We start from the raw sequence: 18,228 nt of genomic DNA on the forward strand, positions 1-18,228 counted from the left end.
CAGCCGTGGCGTTCGTCGTTCACGGCCGGTGGGCCAGGTCGAGCACGCCGACGGTCTGACCGCCGCTCTGCTCACCGGTCATCGAGAAGCCGAGCTTGAGATAGAACTCCTCGGGTCCACCGGCGCGCGGCTCCCACGTCACGTAGACCCGGCTGCCACCCCGCTCCCGGATCTTGGCGCACACGGCCTCGACGGCGTAGCGCCCGTACCCCCTGCCCTGCTCCCCGGCGGCGATGGTGAGTCGCCACAGCCCGGAGCGCATGTCGTCCGGATCGCTCTCGGGCCGCCACGGAATGTCCAGAAAGGCCATCAGGAAGCCCACGAGCCGATCCCCGTCATAGATCAGGCGCGGCCAGGCGTACTCGGCGAAGACATATGCCTCCGCCAGCGACTTCACGACCGGCGCGACCAGATCCTCCTGATCGGGTCGTACGGACAGGGCGAGGGCTGCCTCATAGTTCGCCGGCGTGGGCGCTTCCAACCGCATGCGCCGGACCCAAATCCCCGGCCGCCACCGCTCACGACCGCTTTCCGCCGCGCCCCGAGCGTCCCGGGCCGTCCACTGACGACGCCCCGACCTGATCCGCGTCCAGCTCACAATGTGATCCGCGTTCCGCCCACGACGTGCGCCTGGTCGTCATGCCCCGCGGCGTGGCCGGACGAGCCCATGAAAAAGCCGGCCCCGTCGCGATGACGAAGCCGGCCCTCAAGTGATTCATGTCGCGCAGTGCCGATCAGCCCGGCCGCGAGCCACTCCTACTCGTCGCCCCAGCGCTGACCCGGGCGACTGCCCTGCGGCGGCTGCTGGCGGGGAGCCGCGCGCCGGCCCTCGTCGCCGCCGTAGCCGCCCCGCTGGTCGTAGCCGTCCTGCTCGTCATAGCCGCCGCCCCCGTAGGAACCGCCGCCCTGACCGCCACCGTAGGCGCCGCCGCCGTACGCTCCGCCGCCCGGGCCCCCGCCCTGACCGCCGCCGTACGTGCCGCCGCCCCCGGCCCCGCCACCGCCACCGTTGCCGCCATAGGTGCCGCCTTGGCCGCCACCGCCGTAGGTGCCGCGCTGACCGCCGCCACCCTGAGCGCCGCCGCCGTAGGCGCCGCCACCCTGACCGCCATAGCCGCCCTGGTCGTAGCCGTCGTCGCCGTAGCCACCCTGCTCGTAACCGCCCTGAGCCCCGCCGTCGTAGCCCCCGCCGGCCGCGCCGTTCCCGCCGCCGTAGGTGCCACCACCGCCGTACGTGCCCCCACCGCGCTGCCCGCCGTAGGTGCCGCCGCCCTGGGCCCCGTCGCCGCCGCCGTAGGAGCCGCCCTGACCGCCGCCCCCGTACGTGCCGCCGCCGTTGCCACCCTGCGGCCCGTAGGCGTTCCCGTCGGCCTCGTCCCAGGAGCCGTAGCCCCCGCCCTGAGCCCCGCCGTTCCCGCCGCCGCCGTAAGCACCGCCGCCCTGATAGGCGCCGTCGTCCTGGCCGTAGCCGTCGTCGTAGCCCTGGTTGCCGCCGTAGCCGCCGTCGCGGTCGTCGACGCCGGGCCGGAACATGCCGGTGGCCTCGTCGTAACGCTGCTGGGGCTGCTCCTGGGCGCCGCTGTAGCCGGCGTGCTCGTCGTAACCGTCGTAGCCGTCGTCGTAGCCGTTGCTCTGCGCGGGAGCGGGCGCACCGGCGGCGTTCCAGGCCCCGCCGTTCGGGGGCAGCGGTGCACCGTACGGGTCCGGGAACTCGTCGTCGAGCGCGGCCGGCGCCGGCTTGTGGATCATCGTGGGCGCGTCCGCGATGGACGGTGCGCCGGAGCGCGGGGCGATCATCGTCGCGTCGCTGACCCGGCCGCCGCCGACCGGGGCGGAGATGCGGGTCTGGTCGGCGCCGGCGAAACCGCCCGCGGCCGCCGGGACGGGACCGCCGCCGGGGGTGCCGCTGCCGAGCTCGTCGTCGCCGCCCTGGTTCTTGCGGCGCATGAGGACCAGCACGATCGCGCCGATGCCGGCCGCGACGAGCAGGCCGCCCATGATGAGGAAGAGCGTCGAGCCGGAGCCGCTGTCCTCACCGGACGTCTGCTCGGTGTCGGGCGCCGCGGCCGCGGGGCTCTCCTCCTCGGTGGCCTCGTCCGTGGCCTCGTCGCTCGCTTCCTCGGTCGGGGAGCTGCTGACCGAGGGGGAGGGGGACGGGCTGGACGTGGTGGGCGCCGCGACCAGCTTGATCACCAGCGGCACGTTGACCGACTGGTTGGCGCCGCCGTCCGCGTTGACCAGCGTCTGCTCGTAGCCGGACTTGACGGCGCCGACGGCGAGGTTGCCCGGGGCGATCGGCTTGTTGTCCGACGAGCGGAACGAGTAGGAGCCGTCGCCGTCGGAGGAGGTGTTGAACACGTTGCCGCTGCTGTCGCGCAGGCCGACCTCGGCGCCCGAGACGGCCTTGCCGTCCTGGTCCTTGACCTTGCCGCTGACCTTGGTGACGGACTTGGGCTTGTCGGCGCCGCGCACGGTGATGGTGCGGCTCGTGCTCGCGTCGTCGCCGCCGATGGTGGCCGTGATCTGCACGTTGAACGACTTGGTCTGTCCGGCCTCGACGGTCGGCGCCTTCAAGGAGACCTGATAGGTCTGGTTGGCGCCGGGCGCGATCGTCTTGGTCGAGTTGCAGTCGCCGTTGCAGTTGAGGCCGTTGCCGTTGACGACGACGGTCGCCGAGGTCTCCTCGGAACCCTCCTCGCCCAGCACGTTCCTGTTGGTGACCTGGAAGGACATGGTGGTCGAACCACCGGAGGGGAGGTCTCCCGACGCCAGGTTGGTGATCGCGACCTGGGGGTCCTTCGCCAGGGCGGCCACGGGGGCTGCGAGGATCAGTCCGCCTGCCAACGCCAGGAACGCACCGGCCTGGACAGCCCGGGCTCGTAGGTGCGTTGTCACGTCCACCGCCTTCCGGTTCGCGCGGGTCCCCGGAGCCTCGGAGGAGGCCCGTTGATCCCGCGGCGAGTACACACCGTCGGCCACTATGCCCTGTCGGATGACTTTCGCGCGAGTCAGGCCCGCCGGGTTGTGGCCGATTGCCGGGTCGTATTGTCCCGACGTGTCTTCTCCGCACAATAAATCCGAGTCGGTTCGGCAGGCGCTGGACGCGCTCGACGCGGGCGGTGAGCCCGAGCGCCCGGTGCTTCGTGACGCTGTGCGAGCACTGCTGGCGGAGCTCGCGCGACGGGCGCCCGGCCGATCGGTGGAGGTCCGTATTCCACCTTTCGGTGCTATTCAGTGTGTCGAAGGTCCCCGGCACACCCGTGGCACCCCGCCCAACGTCGTGGAGACGGATCCGATGACCTGGCTGCTCGTGGCCACAGGCCGGTTGAGCTGGGCAAATGCGGTCAGTTCGGGCCGGGTCCGGGCCAGCGGTATACGTACTGATCTCACCCCGTACCTCCCCGTGCACCAGGGCTGATGCGCCGGAGGCCGCGTACACTTGGCGGTCGGACCAGCAAGCCCAGCAGATCAGCATGAGGGAGCAAGCGCGTGCCCCGAGGCGACGGCCGGTTGACCGACGATCTCGACCCCCAGGACCGCGGACCCCAGGATGCCTGCGGCGTCTTCGGTGTCTGGGCGCCCGAGGAAGAGGTCGCAAAACTCACATACTTCGGGCTTTTCGCTCTGCAGCACCGCGGCCAGGAAGCGGCGGGCATCGCAGTCAGTGACGGCTCCGGCGTGGTGGTCTACAAGGATCTCGGCCTCGTGTCGCAGGTCTTCGACGAGCCGACGCTGGCGAGCCTGCGCGGCCACCTGGCGATCGGCCACACCCGCTATTCGACGACCGGCGGGTCCAACTGGGAAAACGCCCAGCCCACGATCCGCGCCACGACGGCCGGCACGACGATCGCCCTGGCCCACAACGGCAATCTGGTCAACACCGCCGAGCTGGTGCGGGAGATCAACGATCGCGGTCTGGACATCGGCGACGCCACCTCCGACACCGCGATGGTGACCACGCTGCTCGCGAGCCGTCCCGACCTGTCGGTCGAGGCCGCGGCCATGGAGGTGCTGCCGCGCCTGCGGGGCGCGTTCAGCTTCGTCTTCATGGACGAGGGCACCTTGTACGCGGCCCGCGACGCCCAGGGCGTGCGGCCGCTCGTGCTCGGGCGCATGGAGCGCGGCTGGGCCGTGGCGAGCGAGACCGCCGCCCTCGACATCGTCGGGGCCAGCTTCGTCCGCGAGGTCGAGCCGGGCGAGATCCTCGCGATCGACGAGCACGGCCTGCGCTCGAGCCGGTTCGCGACCCCCGAGCCCAAGGGCTGCCTTTTCGAGTACGTCTACCTGGCGCGCCCCGACACGACGATCGCCGGCCGCAACATGTACGCGGCCAGGGTCGAGGTCGGCCGGCGGCTGGCCCGCGAGCACCCGGTCGAGGCCGACCTGGTCATCGGCGTCCCGCAGTCGGGCATCCCGGCCGCGATCGGCTACGCCGAGGAGTCGGGCATCCCCTACAGCGAGGGCTTCATGAAGAACGCCTACGTCGGGCGCACCTTCATCCAGCCGTCGCAGACGATCCGGCAGCTCGGCATCCGGCTCAAGCTCAACCCGCTGCGCGAGGTCGTCCGGGGCAAGCGCATCGTGGTGGTCGACGACTCGATCGTGCGGGGCAACACCCAGCGGGCCCAGATCCGGATGCTGCGCGAGGCGGGCGCCCTCGAGGTGCACGTGCGCATCTCGTCGCCGCCGGTCAAGTGGCCCTGCTTCTACGGCATCGACTTCGCCACCCGGGCCGAGCTGATCGCCAACGGCCTCGAGATCGACGGCATCCGGCGCTCGATCGGCGCCGACAGCCTGGGCTACATCTCGCTGGAGGAGCTGGTCCTCTCCACCGAGCAGCCCAAGTCGCGGCTGTGCATGGCGTGCTTCGACGGGCAATACCCGATCGAGCTGCCGGCCGGCCACCTCATCGGCAAGCACCTGCTGGAGAGCGTCGGCAAGCGGGCGAGCATGCCGTCCGCCGGGGCCGCGGCCACGAGCGCCGCGGTGGCGGGTCTCGAGCAGGAATACGAGGACGAGCAATACGCGGAGGGCGAGCGGAGCACCGCGCAGCCCCTGGTGGGCAGCCCGGGCGGCGTGGACGCCCTGCATCACCCGTGACAGCGTGCGCCCGGTCGATGGGCGCAGCGTCGTCAAGTCGTACCGATTCCGGGCCGGCGGCGGCTGATCTCCGAGGTCAGCCCGCCGCCGGCTTGGGGCCGGACGGGATTCGGCCTTAGGGTCGAGGGGCGGAACGATCCGCGCCGTCCTGACGTCAGACCAAGCGGCCCAGCCGAGGCAGCACCAGCTAAGGGGAGAAGCGTGACGCACGTGTCCGAGCGCAACAGTGCCGGATCCAACGGCGCCGAGGGCGGCGGCGACCGCCCGTGGTCGGCGGGCGCGGGCCGCACCGGCCGCAAGCGCACGGTGACGTACGCGGACGCGGGCGTCTCGATCCACGCCGGTGAGCAGGCCGTGGAGCTGCTGAAGTCCAAGGTCAAGAAGACGACCCGGCCCGAGGTCATGGGCGATCTGGGCGGATTCGCGGGCCTCTTCAAGCTCGACATGACGAAGTACAAGAGCCCGATCCTCGCCAGCTCCACCGACGGCGTGGGCACCAAGCTCGTCATCGCCCAGCAGATGAACATCCACGACACGATCGGCATCGACCTGGTCGCCATGGTCGTGGACGACCTGGTCGCGTGTGGCGCCGAGCCGCTGTTCCTGCTCGACTACATCGCGACCGGCGAGGTCGTGCCCGACCGCATCTCCGAGATCGGCGCCGGCATCGCGGACGGCTGCCGTTACGCGGGCTGCGCGCTGCTGGGCGGCGAGACGGCCGAGCACCCCGGCGTGATGCGCCCCGACGAGTACGACGTCTCCGCCACCGGCGTCGGTGTGGTCGAGGAGAGCGAGATCCTCGGCGCGCACAAGGTCGAGCTCGGCGACGCGGTCATCGCGATGCGCTCGTCCGGCCTGCACTCCAACGGCTACTCCCTGGTCCGTCACGTCCTGCTGGGCGCGGGCCGGATGCGGCTGGACACGGTGGTCGACGACTTCGGCGGGCAGCGCACCCTCGGCGAGGAGCTGCTCACGCCGACCAAGATCTATGCGAAGGACTGCCTCGGCCTGATCGAGGAGACCGACACCCGCGCCTTCTGCCACGTCACCGGCGGCGGCATCCCCGGCAACCTGGTCCGGGTGCTGCCCGAGCACCTCGACGCCGTGGTGGACCGCTCGACCTGGCGCCCGCAGCCCATCTTCGACCTCATCCAGGCCAAGGGCCGGATCGACGACACGGAGATGGAGGCCACGTTCAACATGGGCGTGGGCATGTTCGCCATCGTCTCGGCCGACGACGCTGACCGCGCGATGGCCTACCTGACCGGCCGCGGCGTCGAGGCGTGGCAGGTCGGCGAGGTCATCGAGGGCAGCCAGGAGGTTCAGATGGTCGGGCAGTACACCCGCGGCTGACCCGCACGGCAGCGCTGGACGGGGCCCGGAAGGGCCCCGTTTTTGCCGCCCGGCCCGGGCCGGGCGGGCTGTGCAATGATTCGTACGCGTCGATGTCTTGACACGGAACTCTTGGATGGAGGGGGAGGGCGCGCGGTTCCGGAACGGCCGGAGCCGGTGATCACGGGGAGGTGAGACCTTGGGCACGCGCTGGACGGGTATGCGCGGTATAGCCACAGTCCCCACCTACGTCGTCATGCAGCCCACCACTCTCTGCAATCTCGACTGCTCCTACTGTTACCTGCCGTTCCGGCGCGTGGACCGGCGGATGAGCGTCGAGGTCGCCGCCGCGGTCGCCGGCCCCGTGAACGAGTGGGCCCGCGCGGGGCGGTTCTCGGTCGTCTGGCACGGTGGCGAGCCGCTGGCCGCCGGGCGGGAGCACTTCGCGGCGCTGCTGGAGCCCTTCGGGCCCGAGGTCGAGCATCACGTGCAGACCAATGCCACGCTGATCGACGACGCGTGGTGCGAGTTCTTCACCGCCCGGGACATCCGCGTGAGCGTCAGCGTGGACGGGCCGGAGACGCGGAACCACGAGCGCGTGACCCGGGGCGGGAAGCCGGCCTACGACCGGATCCTGCGGGGCGCGGCGGCGTTGCGGCGGCACGGCATCCCGTACTCGGCGCTGTGTGTCGTCCCCCGGCCGGAGCCGGGGCTGGCGACCGAGCTCTACGACTACTTCCTCGAGCTCGGGTGCGATGTGCTCGGCATCAACGTCGAGGAGCTCGAGGGCGTCAACACCCGCGCCAACCAGCATCCCGAGCGGGACGTCACCGGCTTCTGGGCGGAGCTGGTCGGGGCGTGGCGGCGCGACCCGCGCATCCACCTGCGGGAGATCGAATGGTCCCTCCGGTACGCCGCCGCGGTCCTCGACGACACGGCCGACGACCTGCTGCCCCGCCGCCTCGACCCGATCCCGACCGTGGCCCACGACGGCAGTGTGGTGTTGCTCTCACCGGAGCTGGCGGGCTTCTCCGATCCCCGCTACGGCGACTTCAGCAGCGGTAACGTGCTGGCGACCCCGCTGACGGCGATCCTGCAGGACGCCGCCGGGACGCCTTGGATCGGCGAGTTCCTCGACGGGGTGGAGGCCTGCCGGGAGCAGTGCCCGTACTTCGGCTTCTGCGGGGGCGCGCACGCGGCCAACCGCTACTTCGAGCACGGGCGGTTCGACGTGACGACGACGGACCACTGCCGCAACAGCAAGATCCGTCTACTCGAAGGAGTGCTCGACCATGCCCGAGACCACCAGCCCACGGCCGTCTGAGCGCGAGACCGATCCGGTGACGGCCCGGGTGCGCGAGACGCGTGCGGGCCTGGCCGAGCTGCTCGAGGAGGCGGAGGCGGCCCGGCGGCGGCGCGCCGAGACGCCCGCGGACGGGTCCGCGGTCTGCGCCTGGAACCACTTCGAGAACATCCCGACCTTCTACAACTGGAACAACCGCCCGCGCTGAGGGAGCCGGCCCGGCGGGGAATGCTCGTCCCGCCAGCAAAAGGCAGCAAGCAAAGGGCAGCAAACAAAGGCGGCAAGCAGCGGGTACGCGGAAGAAGCGCTCGACCCGGCTGGTCGAGCGCCCACACCCGTACCCGTCCCTCGCTCGGAGCACCGCATCCGCCGCTGCCCGTCGCGCGCACACCCTCCACCGGATCGTCCGCGCCCGCCGAAAAGGCACGTGGACGTCGTTGCCCGGAGCAGTGGGCGCAGCACGCAGGCACCGCTGCCCAGGGCGCTGAGAGCGCGCCCGGAGCACGGCGTCTGAGGACATCACGCGGACGCCGGCGTCCCGGCGATGCTGGGCGGCGAGAGTGAGCGCAGCCAGCGACCGGATTCCGGCGTCGGACGGATGTGGAGACCGAGGATCGACTACGCGCAGACCATGGTGCCCACGAGGGGAACCCGCATGAGCACCATGGACCTACGGAACGACCGCGACACACGCGAGCACGCGGGAAGCCGCGTGCTCGGCGAGATCAAGGTCGGTGATACGAGTCAGCGCCTCGGCGGTGGCGACCAGCGGTCCTCGTCGCCCTCATCGTCATCGTCATCGTCGTCGACAAACTCGTCGTTGTCGTCGTCGAAGCGATGATCGGGCTTCGTGGCACCCGCCAGTTCGCGCTGCAAGGCGGTGAGGTCGGTGTTCGGGGAGTGATACTTCAACTCCCGGGCCACCTTCGTCTGCTTGGCCTTAGCACGGCCGCGCCCCATGGCTCGACCCCCTCGCACAGAATTCGGGGCAGCCCGAAGGCGGGCCCCGATGACGTCAGGCATCTCTCGTGGGTCTTACGGTACATGGACGACGCCGCCTTCGGCACCTCGGGTTACGTGTACCACCGTCGCGCGTCGCGCCATGTCGCGGACCTGACGCACGACGGCGTACAAAAGCCCCAAACGGCCGCCCCCGAAAAGCCCGGACGCAGGCCGCACCGGTAAAGCTCCGACCAGCCAGGCTCGGGCTGCACGGGTAAAAGGCCGGTGCAGGTCGGTGCGGGCGGGCTCAGCCGAGGTAGATGCTCCGCAGCCGCCCGACCTCCGCCATCCGCCGCTCGGCGAGCCGGTCCGCGGCCACCGCCGGCGGCACCCCCTCGTCCGCCGCGAGCCGCAGGATCTTCCCGGTCGTCTCGAAGATCTTCGTGGCCCGCAGCTTCGCCCGCTCGAAGTTGAAGCCCTCGATCTCGTCGGCCACCTGGATCACGCCGCCCGCGTTGACCACGTAGTCCGGCGTGTAGAGGATGCCCCGCTCCTCCAGCATCTTCTCGATGCCGGGGTGCGCGAGCTGGTTGTTCGCCCCGCCGGTGACGACCTTCGCCCGCAGGGCGGGCACGGTGTCGTCGTTGAGGGCGCCGCCGAGGGCGCAGGGGGCGTAGACGTCGATGTCGCTGGTGATCAGCGCCTGGGTGTCCGCGACGAGGTCGATCTGCGGGTACGTCGTCCGCGCCCACTCCAGCGCCGCCGCGCTCACGTCCGTGGCGACAACCGCGGCGCCGTCCTCGATCAGGTGACCCGCCAGGTACTTGCCGACCTTGCCGAGTCCGGCGATGCCGACCCGGCGCCCGGCGAGTGTCGGGCTGCCCCACGTGTGCTCGGCGGCGGCGCGCATGCCCTGGAAGACGCCCCACGCGGTGAGCACGGACGAGTCGCCCGCGCCCCCGTGCTCGACGCTGCGCCCGGTCACGTACGAGGTCTCGCGCGCGATGACGTCCATGTCCGGCACGTAGGTCCCGACGTCGCACGCGGTGTAGTAGCGGCCGCGGAGGGTCTCGACGAAGCGCCCGTACGCCCGCAGCAGCGCCTCGGACTTGTCCAGCGCCGGGTCGCCCCAGATCACGGCCTTGCCGCCGCCCAGGTCCAGCCCCGCCAGCGCGTTCTTGTACGCCATCCCGCGCGACAGATTGAGCGCGTCCGTGACGGCGGCCTCCTCGCTCTCGTACGGGTAGAACCTGGTGCCGCCCAGCGCGGGGCCCAGCGCGGTCGAGTAGATGCTGATGATCGCGCGCAGGCCGGTGTGCCGGTCCTGACAGAAGACGACCTGCTCGTGCCCGGTGGCGTCCGGGCCGGCACTGCTGACGAACACGCCCATGACTGCTCTCTCCTGATGGTCGGACGGGCCGCCCTCGTGAGGCGGGCCACGACTAAGCCGGCGGGGTCTGCCGGACACCAGGAGCCTAAGCCCGTCGCAATGAAGGGGCGCGGGAAGTCAACCGTGGCCGTTTTCGTGAAAGGATCGCGGCGTGCCGTCCTTGTTCGCGTCGTACCTGCGTGTTTACGAGCCGCTGACCGCCTTCGACCGGGAGCGCCAGGTTTTCTGGCGCCGCTACGTGCGCGAGGGCCGGGCGCTGGGCCCGCTGGAGGGCCCGGTGAAACAGCGCACCGCCGTCCTCGAGGCCCTCGGCGCCGGCTGGACCCGGCTGCCCGACCTGCCCGACGAGGCGTACGCGCTGGAGTGGGGCGACACGCTGCTGGTCTGCCCGTGGAACCTGCGGCTCCGGGTGGCCGAGGCGGCCCTGAACGCCCGGGACGGGGTGCCCACCGTGCTGGCCGACGCCTTCGTGCCGCCGGTCCTCGCCGGGCAGGCCAAGGCGGTGGTGGACGACTGGCGCAGCGGGGCGAAGGTGCTCGAGCAGGGCGTGCCGCGCGTGCACGAGCAGGTGGCCACGTGGGGCGTACCGCTGCGGTGGTTCGTCTTCGTCGACCTGGAGGAGCGCGAGATCGACCTCGGCGACGGCCGGCGCGTGCTGCGCTACCGCACCGAGATCTCCAAGGCCCGCCGCCGCGCCCACCGCGGGGTGTCGGTGCTGCGCAAGTCGCTGGGCGACGCCCCGATCACCGAGGCGGTGGAGGAGGGCACGCGGTGGCTGGAGGAGTTCCACCCGCGCTCGGTCGTCGAGCTGGACTACGGCGGCCTGACGGGCTTGCTCGGTGACGACGACCTGCAGGGTGACGATTCACCCGGACTGGTGGCGGCCGGCCTGTCGGCTCTGTCCCGCGGCGACGCGGACGCGGCCACGGAGGCGTACGAGAAGATCGTCGCCCGGTGGCGCGCGGTCCAGTTGCTCGAGCGCTGCAACTGACGTCCGTCAATAACTCCGTGACCTGGTAAAAGGGGCTCGACAGAGGTCGCTGAGGCGAATACTCTTCGTAATCAGCGGTCCGCGAAGCGTGATTTTCGGTCCAAACGAGACACTTTCTGGCGTAGAAAATCGGTTTAAATCGCTCTTGTGTCCACCATCTATCTAGGGACGATCGGCCGTTCGGCCCATGTCGGACATCGGGGACTAGCCGGACCATGGGAGACGCACCGGCCGGCGGGACCCCGGCCGATGTCTTTAGGTACCTGTGGAGGAGTGACCGATGGCATCGCGTACGCACGATCCTGAGCCGCTACTAACGCCGGCCGAGGTGGCGTCGATGTTCCGTGTCGACCCGAAGACCGTCACCCGGTGGGCCAAGGCGGGCAAGCTCAGCGCAATTCGCACGCTGGGCGGGCACCGTCGCTACCGGGAGTCGGAGGTTCGCGCCCTGCTGCAGGGGCAGATCCCCGCGCAGCGTCAGGGCGACTGAACGGACCGCAGTCGACCGAGGACCGATCCGAGGGGCGAGCGCCGGGGAAGGCGATCGCCCCTTGATCGTCTTCAGAGTAAATCACGACACCAGCACCGCCGAGGTGCCGTCCGCGCCCCGGCGCAGCCGGCTGCCGGTCAGCGTGAGCCAGCCCGCCAGCCCGTACTTCCGCCGCAAGGCGCCCTTGATCCGCCGCAGATCCGCGCCGTCGCCGACACGAGCCGAGGCTTCCAGCGCGTCTCCCCGTGGGTTGCCCCGCATGTCGCAGGCGGTCAGCGTCACGCGGCCGTTGTTGCGGATGCGTTTGAGCTTGGCCGCCGAGTTGAAGGTCCAGAAGGCGAGGCCGGACCCGTCCGGCACCACCCACACCGGGGTGGGCACCGCACGGCCGTCCTTCCGATAGGTCGTCACCAGGACGTACTTCTCCGCGCCGAGTTGCTCGAGCGTCGCCATGTCATAAGAGTAGTGACAATGGACGAACCTGAGCCCGGCGATGTTTTCGGCGAGTTGATCAAAGATGCATGGGCCGTTCGGACGGGTGTCGGTCCTCGCCCTCTGGCCGGCGGGCGTGTACCGCGACCGGTGATCGAGATCATCGAGCGCGACGACGGGCTGATCAACGGCGCTCCGGCCGACCACTATCTCGGCGATCCCGGCGAGTGGCAGCCGCACGACCACCGGGCGTTGCGCCTCTGCCGCGGCGCGGTGCTGGACATCGGCTGCGGCGCCGGCCGTACGGCCCTCGAGCTCCAGCGCCGCAGCATGGCGGTGACCGGCCTCGACGTCTCGCCGGGGGCCATCGAGATCGCCCGCAAGCGGGGTCTGCGCGACACCGTCGTCGCGACGGTGGAGGACTTCACGCGCGGCGCCACCCGTTACGACACGTTCCTGCTGCTCGGCAACAATCTCGGCCTGCTCGGCGGCCCGGAGCAGGCGCCGAAGTTCCTCGCGGCGCTCGCCCAGCTGGCGAAGCCCGGCGCGCGGATTGTCGCCCAGGGCACCGACCCCTACGGTACGACCGACCCGGTGCACGTGGCCTATCACCAGCGCAATCGCGACCGGGGCCGGCTCGGCGGCCAGCTGCGGCTCCGGCTGCGCTATCGGCGGCTCGCCACGGACTGGTTCGACTATCTGAACTGCTCGGTGCCGGAGCTGGAAGGCCTGCTCGAGGGCACCGCCTGGCGCCTCAAATCGGTCGACCTCCAGGACCGCCCCTACTACGTTGCGGTCATGGAGCGGTGCTGATCCGCAGCGGAAAACCGAAAGAAACCAAAGCAATGACCAATGACCACGTACGCATCAGCCGCCGCATCTCGATGGTGCTGCGGCACCGCCCCGAGAGCGCCGGCCTGTCCCTGGACGCGCAGGGCTGGGTGCCCGTCGCCGACCTGCTCGCCGCCCTGAACATCTCCCGCGCCACCCTCGACGCCGTGGTCGCCGGCAACGACAAGCAGCGGTTCGCCGTCGCCACCGGGCCCGACGGGGTCGAGCGCATCCGAGCGAACCAGGGCCACTCGCGCCGTGTCGAGGTGGATCTCGGGCTGGCGCCGGTGGCTCCGCCGCCCGTGCTCTATCACGGGACCCCGCGGACGAACCTCGCCCCGATCCTGCGCGACGGGCTGCGACCGGGCAGCCGGCATCACGTACACCTGTCTCCTGACCTGCGGACCGCGACCGCCGTCGGCCGCCGGCGCTCCACGGACGTGGTAATCCTCCGGGTCGGCACGGCCGCCATGGCCGCGGCGGGACATGTGTTCCACCGCAGCGAGAACGGCGTCTGGCTGACCGCCGCGGTGCCGCCGTTGTTCCTTATCGAACATTCGGAGTAAACGGACATAAGTGCCGCCTCGGTGAGGAAGCCGCCACGGCCCGTTAGCGTATGGGCATGGGGAGGGTTACTCGGCGTCAGCTGACGAACCTTCTCGGTGCGTGTGGCGTCGCGGCCACGCTCGGCGGCCTGACCTTCGGGCTGCCGGCGCTCAATCACGCCCTCCCCGCCGACCGGGCCGTCCCGACCGACCGGCCGTACGACATCGGAGGTGGCGTGAGCGTCGTCCCGCCGCCCGGTGCGCGCCTCGACCTCACCGACACGCGGCCCGGCGAGGAGTCCGGCACCGTCCTCTTCCGCGTCGGCCCGGTCCGCTATCTCATCAGTGTCCAGCCCTTCGACGGCTCGCTCGGCGCGGCGGTCGACCGGCTGCGCCGGCGCATCACCGGCAACTCCGGCTACCAGGTGACCGGCACCGAGCTGTCCGTCGCGACCACGGACGGCCTGCGCGGTGTCCAAGGCGGCTTCAGCGGGCCGGGGCGCGGCGGCCGCTATGTGGTCTTCGTCGCCGACAGCCGCACCATCGAGGTCACCGTCAGCGGCGCCGACCTCGACCTCGGCCGGATCCTGCCGGCCATCAACCGCAGCACGGCCACCCTCCGGTACGCGCCGGAGCCCGCCGGATGACCGCGGAGCCCCGATTGCGCAGTGACCGGAGTGCCCCTGTGCAGCCGGGCGCCGCCCCCGACCGGAGACTGCCCGGCCTGCCCGCCTTCTGGATCGTGCTCGCGCTGCTGGGCGCCGGGGGCGTACGGATGACCATGATCGTCACCGGGTACGTGCGCGAGTATCCCGTGGCCCTGCTCACCTCGGCGGCGCTCTTCGCCCTGCTCGCCGTGCCGTTCTGGTTCGTCGTCTCGGAGCTGGACTTCCTGGAGCGCGAGCCCCCGTCGCTGCTGCTCATCGCGTTCGGCTGGGGCGGCCTCGTGGCGACCTCGGCGTCGATTCCGGCCAGCGGCGCCCTCGACGACATCATCGCCAAGCTGGGCTCCCCCCACCTCGCGGCCGACTGGGGAGTGGCGCTCGCCGGCCCCACGGTCGAGGAGACGGCCAAGGCGCTGGGCGTGGTCGCGATCGTGCTCATCGCCCGGCACCAGATCAACAGCGTGCTGGACGGCGTCGTCTACGGCGCGACGGTCGGCCTGGGCTTTCAGATCATCGAGGACATTGTGTACGCGATGGGCGCCGTCGCCCTCGCCGGTCAGGGCGACACTGTCGAGCCCGTCGTCACGACCTTCCTGCTGCGCGGCTTCGTCTCCGGGGTGTGGAGTCACACGCTGTTCACGGCGCTCGCCGGGGCCGGAATTGGTTATCTGGTGGTCCGCGGCGAACGGTCGTTCCGTACCCGCCTCGGCGCCGCCGCTCTGGCCCTCTTCGCCGCCTGGGCGTCCCACGTCCTGTGGAACTCTCCGCTCCTGCGCGACGGCTTGGGCAACGGCGCGGTGGCCCTGCTCGCGGTGCTCGTGCTCAAGGGGCTGCCGCCGCTCGTGCTCATCTGGCTGCTCGTGCGCTCGGCCCACGACCGGGAGGCCGACTACTACGCGGAGCAGCTCGCCAAGCTGGACGACGCCGAGCTCATCACGCCGGCCGAGCGGCGGGCGCTCAAGGCGGGCTCGCGACGGGCCAGCGCCCGGGCCTACGCGCGAGCCCGGGGCGGCTGGCGAGCTCGGGCGGCGGTGCGCCGGCTCCAACGCGCCCAGGCCCGGCTGGCGGTCGAGTTGAGCCGCGGGACGCCGGACCTGAGCCGCTGGAGCCACGAGATCCGCCGGCAGCGCCGGGTGCTGAATCGGCTGGGACATCCCGAGGCGGTCGCGCCGGACGGGAAGGGGCCCTGGCGGCGTACGGCGTCGGCGGTCTTCTCCACCGCGCTGGCGCTCGCCGTCCTCTGGGCCGTGGTCAGCACCCTCGGCGGGGGTTGATCGTCAGCCCGCGGCCTTCGCCGCCGGGCTCAGATCTGCGGGGGCAGGCCGCCGTCGCCGTCGACCACCTGGGTCGGGTTGTTGTTCTGGTCGAGGTCGACCATCGTGATGTCGACCAGCCCGTCGCCGTCGGTGTCGAACTGGAAGAGGTCCGCCTTGCCGTCCCCGTCGGTGTCGGACACCCACATGTCCGGCTTGCCGTCGCCGTTCGTGTCGCTGGCGATCAGGTCGACACGCTCGTTGCCGCGGGTCTCGACGGTCTCCTGGGGCTCGGTCATCGGGGTCTCCTCGTCCGTGGGGGATCGGTCGGTAACAACGTAGGACTCGGTCTCCACCTTCGCGCTCCGGGAAACCCCTCTCCCGCCGGTAACGTTCCGATCGTGAACATAGACGAGCGCCTGGGCATCGAGATCAAGGAAGCCACCCCCGAGCGGGTGGTCGGGACGATGCCCGTGGAGGGCAACACCCAGCCGTACGGGCTGCTGCACGGCGGCGCCTCCTGCGTGCTCGCCGAGACGCTCGGATCGGTCGGTGCCGCCCTGCACGGGGCGACGGTGGACCGGCCGTTCGCCGTGGGCGTCGACATCAACGCGACCCATCACAAGGCGGTCCGGCACGGCGTGGTGACCGGGGTCGCGACGCCCCTGCACCGCGGCCGGACGGCGGTCACCTATGAGATCGTCATCACGGACGAGGAGGACGCACGCGTGTGTACGGCGCGCATCACGTGCCTCCTTCGTGGCGCGTGACTCTCTCCGGCGGCGTTTCTTGACGGATCCGCGTACCTTTCTTGACGTGACCGACGTACCACAGCACGCATTGGACGACGCTGCGCAGGTGCTCGAATGCGCGCTCAGCGGCGACAGTGACGCCGTGGTCGGCACGTTCGACGCGGTCGTCGACCGCTCGGGGGTCGTGGGCGCCTGGGACGTGGCCTGGTGCCTGGCCGCGACGATGGTCGGGCAGCACATCCGGCCCGGCGGGCCCTGGACCCTCGACTTCCCCGGCATCGACGACGCTCGCTACGACAAGCGGTGGGTGGCCCGGTTCGTCAGCGCCTATGTCAACGGCGACGTGCCGACCGGCGAGGCCCTCTTCGGGGCGGCCATCGCCGACGGGCAGCTGCCGGAGTGCCTGCTCGCGCTGGCCGGCTCGACCGTGGCGACACTGCGCCACCGCGCGGCCTGATGCTGCTCCTCGTCGACCTGGACCAGACCCTCATCGACCGGACGGCCGCCTTCCGCCGCTGGGCCGTCGAGTGGATCCCGGCGCACGGGGGTTCCGCGGCCGACGTGGCGTGGGCGATCGAGGCGGACGAGGACGGCTACGCGCCGCGCCCGCGCCTGGCGGCTGAGCTCGCTTCGCGTCTTCTTTCTCCCTGCGACCTCGTCCTCGAGCAATTGATCTTGGGAACGGTCGAGCATCTCTCGCTCGACCCCGCAGTCGCCGGGGTGCTCCAGGAAGCGGTCGCCGCCGGCTGGTCGCCGGTCGTCGTCACCAACGGTTCCGTACGCCAGCAGGAGGCGAAACTGCGTCGCACCGGCCTGGACGAGCTCGTGGCGGGCTGGGTCGTCTCCGAAGGGGCGGGCGTGCGCAAGCCCGACCGTCGCATCTTCGAGCTGGGCGCCGCAACGGCCGGCCTGGACCTGGCGAACGGGGGCTGGATGATCGGTGACAACCCCGCCGACGACATCGCGGGTGCCGCCGCGGCGGGGCTGCGAACCGTGTGGCTGCACCGGGGCCGGCAGTGGCCTGGCCTTGATGTCTTGCCGACCCGCACGGCCGACGACTTCCCGAGCGCCCTCCGCGGGATCCTCTGCTCCTGATCTACACCACCCGGCTACCGGATGGTGATCGTTTCTGGGGCCACCGGGCCGAACTTCTGAGTGTCAGCACCGCTCAGAGGGGATCGTCATGGGGACTCGTGCACGCAAGCTCGGCATCGCGGCCATGACGGCCGTCCTGGGTGCCGGCCTCGTCGCCGGGGTCAACGCCTCCCTCCCGGCCGCCGCCTCGTCGCTGCCCGCGGTCGCCTCCTTCGTCCCCACGAAGGTCATGCCGCTCGGTGACTCGATCACCCGCGGGGTCGGCTCGCCCACCATGTCCTCCTACCGGCCGGGCCTCGAGCAGCGCCTGATCCGCGGCGGGCTGGAGATCAACTATGTGGGCTCGCAGAGCGACGGCACCGGCGGCGACAACCAGCACGAGGGGCACGGCGGCTGGACGATCGACGAGCTCTCCGCCCGCCTCGACGGGTGGCTGGCGACCTACGAGCCCGACGTGGTCCTCGTGCACGCCGGCACCAACAACATCAGGCTCGGCGAGGGTCCGTACACCACGGCGCGCAAGCTCTCCGGCCTGCTCGACCAGATCCGCCGGGCCCGCCCCGGCGCGCAGATCTTCGTCGCCCAGATCGCCACGTCGCGCGTCCCGCGCGAGGCCTCCGACGACCGCTCCTACAACCGGCTGATCCCCACGATCGTCGCGCAGAAGCAGGACGGCAACATGACGGTCGTCGACCAGTCCTCGGTCACCGGGATCGACCTGCACGATCTGCGCCACCCGAACGACTTCGGCTACGCGAAGATGGCCTGGAACTGGTACCGCGCGATGTCCCGGGTGTACGGCTTGTCGGGCTTCACCGGCCCGAACCCGTACCTGGCGACGCGGGCCCGCCGGTGCCTGGCCGCCAAGGTCCTCGTGCGCGGCGTCCCGCACCACCGGACCGAGTGCCGCGACTGGACGCTGCGCACCACGATCGTGCGGACCAACGGCGTCGAGCGGCGGGTGCGGATCTGGCAGACGCTGCGGGAGGACAAGCAGACCTATCGCGTACGGGCGGCCGGCGGCTGGATGACGCGTACGCGCGTGGTGCGGCGCTGGACCGGGCCGGGCAACCTGCTCAACGTCTGAGCGCGGCTTCGCCCTCTTCG

General features: G+C 71.2%; 21 protein-coding genes. 15 read left to right on the forward strand and 6 right to left on the reverse strand.

Annotated features, from left to right (window positions below; translation table 11 throughout):
- Window positions 1-19: 19 nt before the first annotated feature.
- The gene (locus tag RAN62_RS32285; protein ID WP_305788604.1) at window positions 20-487 is read right to left on the reverse strand and encodes a GNAT family N-acetyltransferase; all 468 of its coding nucleotides are present in this window, start codon (window positions 485-487) and stop codon (window positions 20-22) included.
- 269 nt (window positions 488-756) lie between these two features.
- Window positions 757-2,895, reverse strand: coding sequence for a carboxypeptidase-like regulatory domain-containing protein (locus RAN62_RS32290; protein ID WP_305788605.1), 2,139 nt, complete (start codon window positions 2,893-2,895; stop codon window positions 757-759).
- A gap of 160 nt (window positions 2,896-3,055) precedes the next feature.
- Between RAN62_RS32290 and RAN62_RS32295 the strand changes: the two genes are divergently transcribed.
- The 5 genes from RAN62_RS32295 to amcA all read left to right on the forward strand — a co-directional run bounded on the left by RAN62_RS32295 (window position 3,056) and on the right by amcA (window position 7,943).
- Window positions 3,056-3,418, forward strand: coding sequence for a sterol carrier family protein (locus RAN62_RS32295; protein WP_305788606.1), 363 nt, complete (start codon window positions 3,056-3,058; stop codon window positions 3,416-3,418).
- A 71-nt stretch (window positions 3,419-3,489) separates the two neighbouring features.
- Complete coding sequence (gene purF, locus RAN62_RS32300) at window positions 3,490-5,100, forward strand: amidophosphoribosyltransferase (RefSeq protein ID WP_305788607.1); 1,611 nt, start codon at window positions 3,490-3,492, stop codon at window positions 5,098-5,100.
- Between the two features lie 201 nt (window positions 5,101-5,301).
- Entirely contained in the window at window positions 5,302-6,453 is a 1,152-nt protein-coding gene (gene purM / locus RAN62_RS32305; RefSeq protein WP_305788608.1) for a phosphoribosylformylglycinamidine cyclo-ligase, read from the forward strand.
- A 199-nt stretch (window positions 6,454-6,652) separates the two neighbouring features.
- A complete protein-coding gene (gene amcB / locus RAN62_RS32310; RefSeq protein WP_305788609.1) occupies window positions 6,653-7,756 on the forward strand; it encodes a cyclophane-forming radical SAM peptide maturase AmcB in 1,104 nt (367 codons plus the stop codon).
- Window positions 7,725-7,943: a multiple cyclophane-containing RiPP AmcA gene (amcA, locus tag RAN62_RS32315; RefSeq protein WP_305788610.1), complete on the forward strand. Its 219-nt coding sequence runs from the start codon at window positions 7,725-7,727 to the stop codon at window positions 7,941-7,943. Before amcB ends, amcA begins: the two co-directional genes overlap by 32 nt.
- 536 nt (window positions 7,944-8,479) lie before the next feature.
- Here the strand turns inward: amcA and RAN62_RS32320 are convergent.
- Together RAN62_RS32320 and RAN62_RS32325 are read right to left on the reverse strand one after the other, a co-directional pair.
- On the reverse strand, window positions 8,480-8,695 hold the full coding sequence (locus tag RAN62_RS32320) for a DUF3073 domain-containing protein (RefSeq protein WP_305788611.1): 216 nt from the start codon (window positions 8,693-8,695) through the stop codon (window positions 8,480-8,482).
- A 289-nt stretch (window positions 8,696-8,984) separates the two neighbouring features.
- Window positions 8,985-10,067: a Glu/Leu/Phe/Val family dehydrogenase gene (locus RAN62_RS32325; protein ID WP_305788612.1), complete on the reverse strand. Its 1,083-nt coding sequence runs from the start codon at window positions 10,065-10,067 to the stop codon at window positions 8,985-8,987.
- Window positions 10,068-10,218: 151 nt separating this feature from the next.
- Between RAN62_RS32325 and RAN62_RS32330 the strand changes: the two genes are divergently transcribed.
- Together RAN62_RS32330 and RAN62_RS32335 are read left to right on the forward strand one after the other, a co-directional pair.
- Entirely contained in the window at window positions 10,219-11,058 is an 840-nt protein-coding gene (locus RAN62_RS32330) for a DUF8083 family protein (RefSeq protein ID WP_305788613.1), read from the forward strand.
- A 280-nt stretch (window positions 11,059-11,338) separates the two neighbouring features.
- Window positions 11,339-11,548, forward strand: a complete 210-nt coding sequence (locus RAN62_RS32335; RefSeq protein ID WP_030438450.1) for a BldC family transcriptional regulator — start codon at window positions 11,339-11,341, stop codon at window positions 11,546-11,548.
- Between the two features lie 81 nt (window positions 11,549-11,629).
- On the opposite strand, the gene RAN62_RS32340 is transcribed toward RAN62_RS32335, so the two are convergent.
- Complete coding sequence (locus RAN62_RS32340; RefSeq protein WP_305788614.1) at window positions 11,630-12,001, reverse strand: PPOX class F420-dependent oxidoreductase; 372 nt, start codon at window positions 11,999-12,001, stop codon at window positions 11,630-11,632.
- Window positions 12,002-12,019: 18 nt separating this feature from the next.
- On the opposite strand from RAN62_RS32340, the gene RAN62_RS32345 reads away from it, so the two are divergent.
- The 4 genes from RAN62_RS32345 to RAN62_RS32360 are packed head-to-tail and all read left to right on the forward strand — an operon-like array spanning window position 12,020 to window position 15,295.
- Window positions 12,020-12,793, forward strand: a complete 774-nt coding sequence (locus RAN62_RS32345; protein WP_305788615.1) for a class I SAM-dependent methyltransferase — start codon at window positions 12,020-12,022, stop codon at window positions 12,791-12,793.
- 32 nt (window positions 12,794-12,825) lie between these two features.
- The gene (locus tag RAN62_RS32350) at window positions 12,826-13,377 is read left to right on the forward strand and encodes an RNA 2'-phosphotransferase (RefSeq protein WP_305788616.1); all 552 of its coding nucleotides are present in this window, start codon (window positions 12,826-12,828) and stop codon (window positions 13,375-13,377) included.
- Between the two features lie 56 nt (window positions 13,378-13,433).
- Entirely contained in the window at window positions 13,434-14,003 is a 570-nt protein-coding gene (locus tag RAN62_RS32355; protein WP_305788617.1) for a hypothetical protein, read from the forward strand.
- A gap of 38 nt (window positions 14,004-14,041) precedes the next feature.
- Entirely contained in the window at window positions 14,042-15,295 is a 1,254-nt protein-coding gene (locus RAN62_RS32360; RefSeq protein ID WP_305788618.1) for a PrsW family intramembrane metalloprotease, read from the forward strand.
- 29 nt (window positions 15,296-15,324) lie between these two features.
- Here the strand turns inward: RAN62_RS32360 and RAN62_RS32365 are convergent, their stop codons facing one another.
- Complete coding sequence (locus RAN62_RS32365) at window positions 15,325-15,573, reverse strand: hypothetical protein (RefSeq protein ID WP_305788619.1); 249 nt, start codon at window positions 15,571-15,573, stop codon at window positions 15,325-15,327.
- Window positions 15,574-15,675: 102 nt separating this feature from the next.
- On the opposite strand from RAN62_RS32365, the gene RAN62_RS32370 reads away from it, so the two are divergent.
- The 4 genes from RAN62_RS32370 to RAN62_RS32385 all read left to right on the forward strand — a co-directional run bounded on the left by RAN62_RS32370 (window position 15,676) and on the right by RAN62_RS32385 (window position 18,208).
- Window positions 15,676-16,044, forward strand: coding sequence for a hotdog fold thioesterase (locus RAN62_RS32370; protein ID WP_305788620.1), 369 nt, complete (start codon window positions 15,676-15,678; stop codon window positions 16,042-16,044).
- Window positions 16,045-16,090: 46 nt separating this feature from the next.
- On the forward strand, window positions 16,091-16,483 hold the full coding sequence (locus tag RAN62_RS32375) for a hypothetical protein (RefSeq protein ID WP_305788621.1): 393 nt from the start codon (window positions 16,091-16,093) through the stop codon (window positions 16,481-16,483).
- Complete coding sequence (locus RAN62_RS32380) at window positions 16,483-17,121, forward strand: HAD family hydrolase (RefSeq protein WP_305788622.1); 639 nt, start codon at window positions 16,483-16,485, stop codon at window positions 17,119-17,121. The genes RAN62_RS32375 and RAN62_RS32380 overlap by 1 nt, the downstream gene beginning before the upstream one ends.
- A gap of 88 nt (window positions 17,122-17,209) precedes the next feature.
- On the forward strand, window positions 17,210-18,208 hold the full coding sequence (locus RAN62_RS32385; protein WP_305788623.1) for an SGNH/GDSL hydrolase family protein: 999 nt from the start codon (window positions 17,210-17,212) through the stop codon (window positions 18,206-18,208).
- Window positions 18,209-18,228 lie beyond the last annotated feature (20 nt).

Origin of the sequence: Symbioplanes lichenis, from assembly GCF_030709675.1 — a bacterium.
Lineage (GTDB): Bacteria > Actinomycetota > Actinomycetes > Mycobacteriales > Micromonosporaceae > Actinoplanes > Actinoplanes lichenis.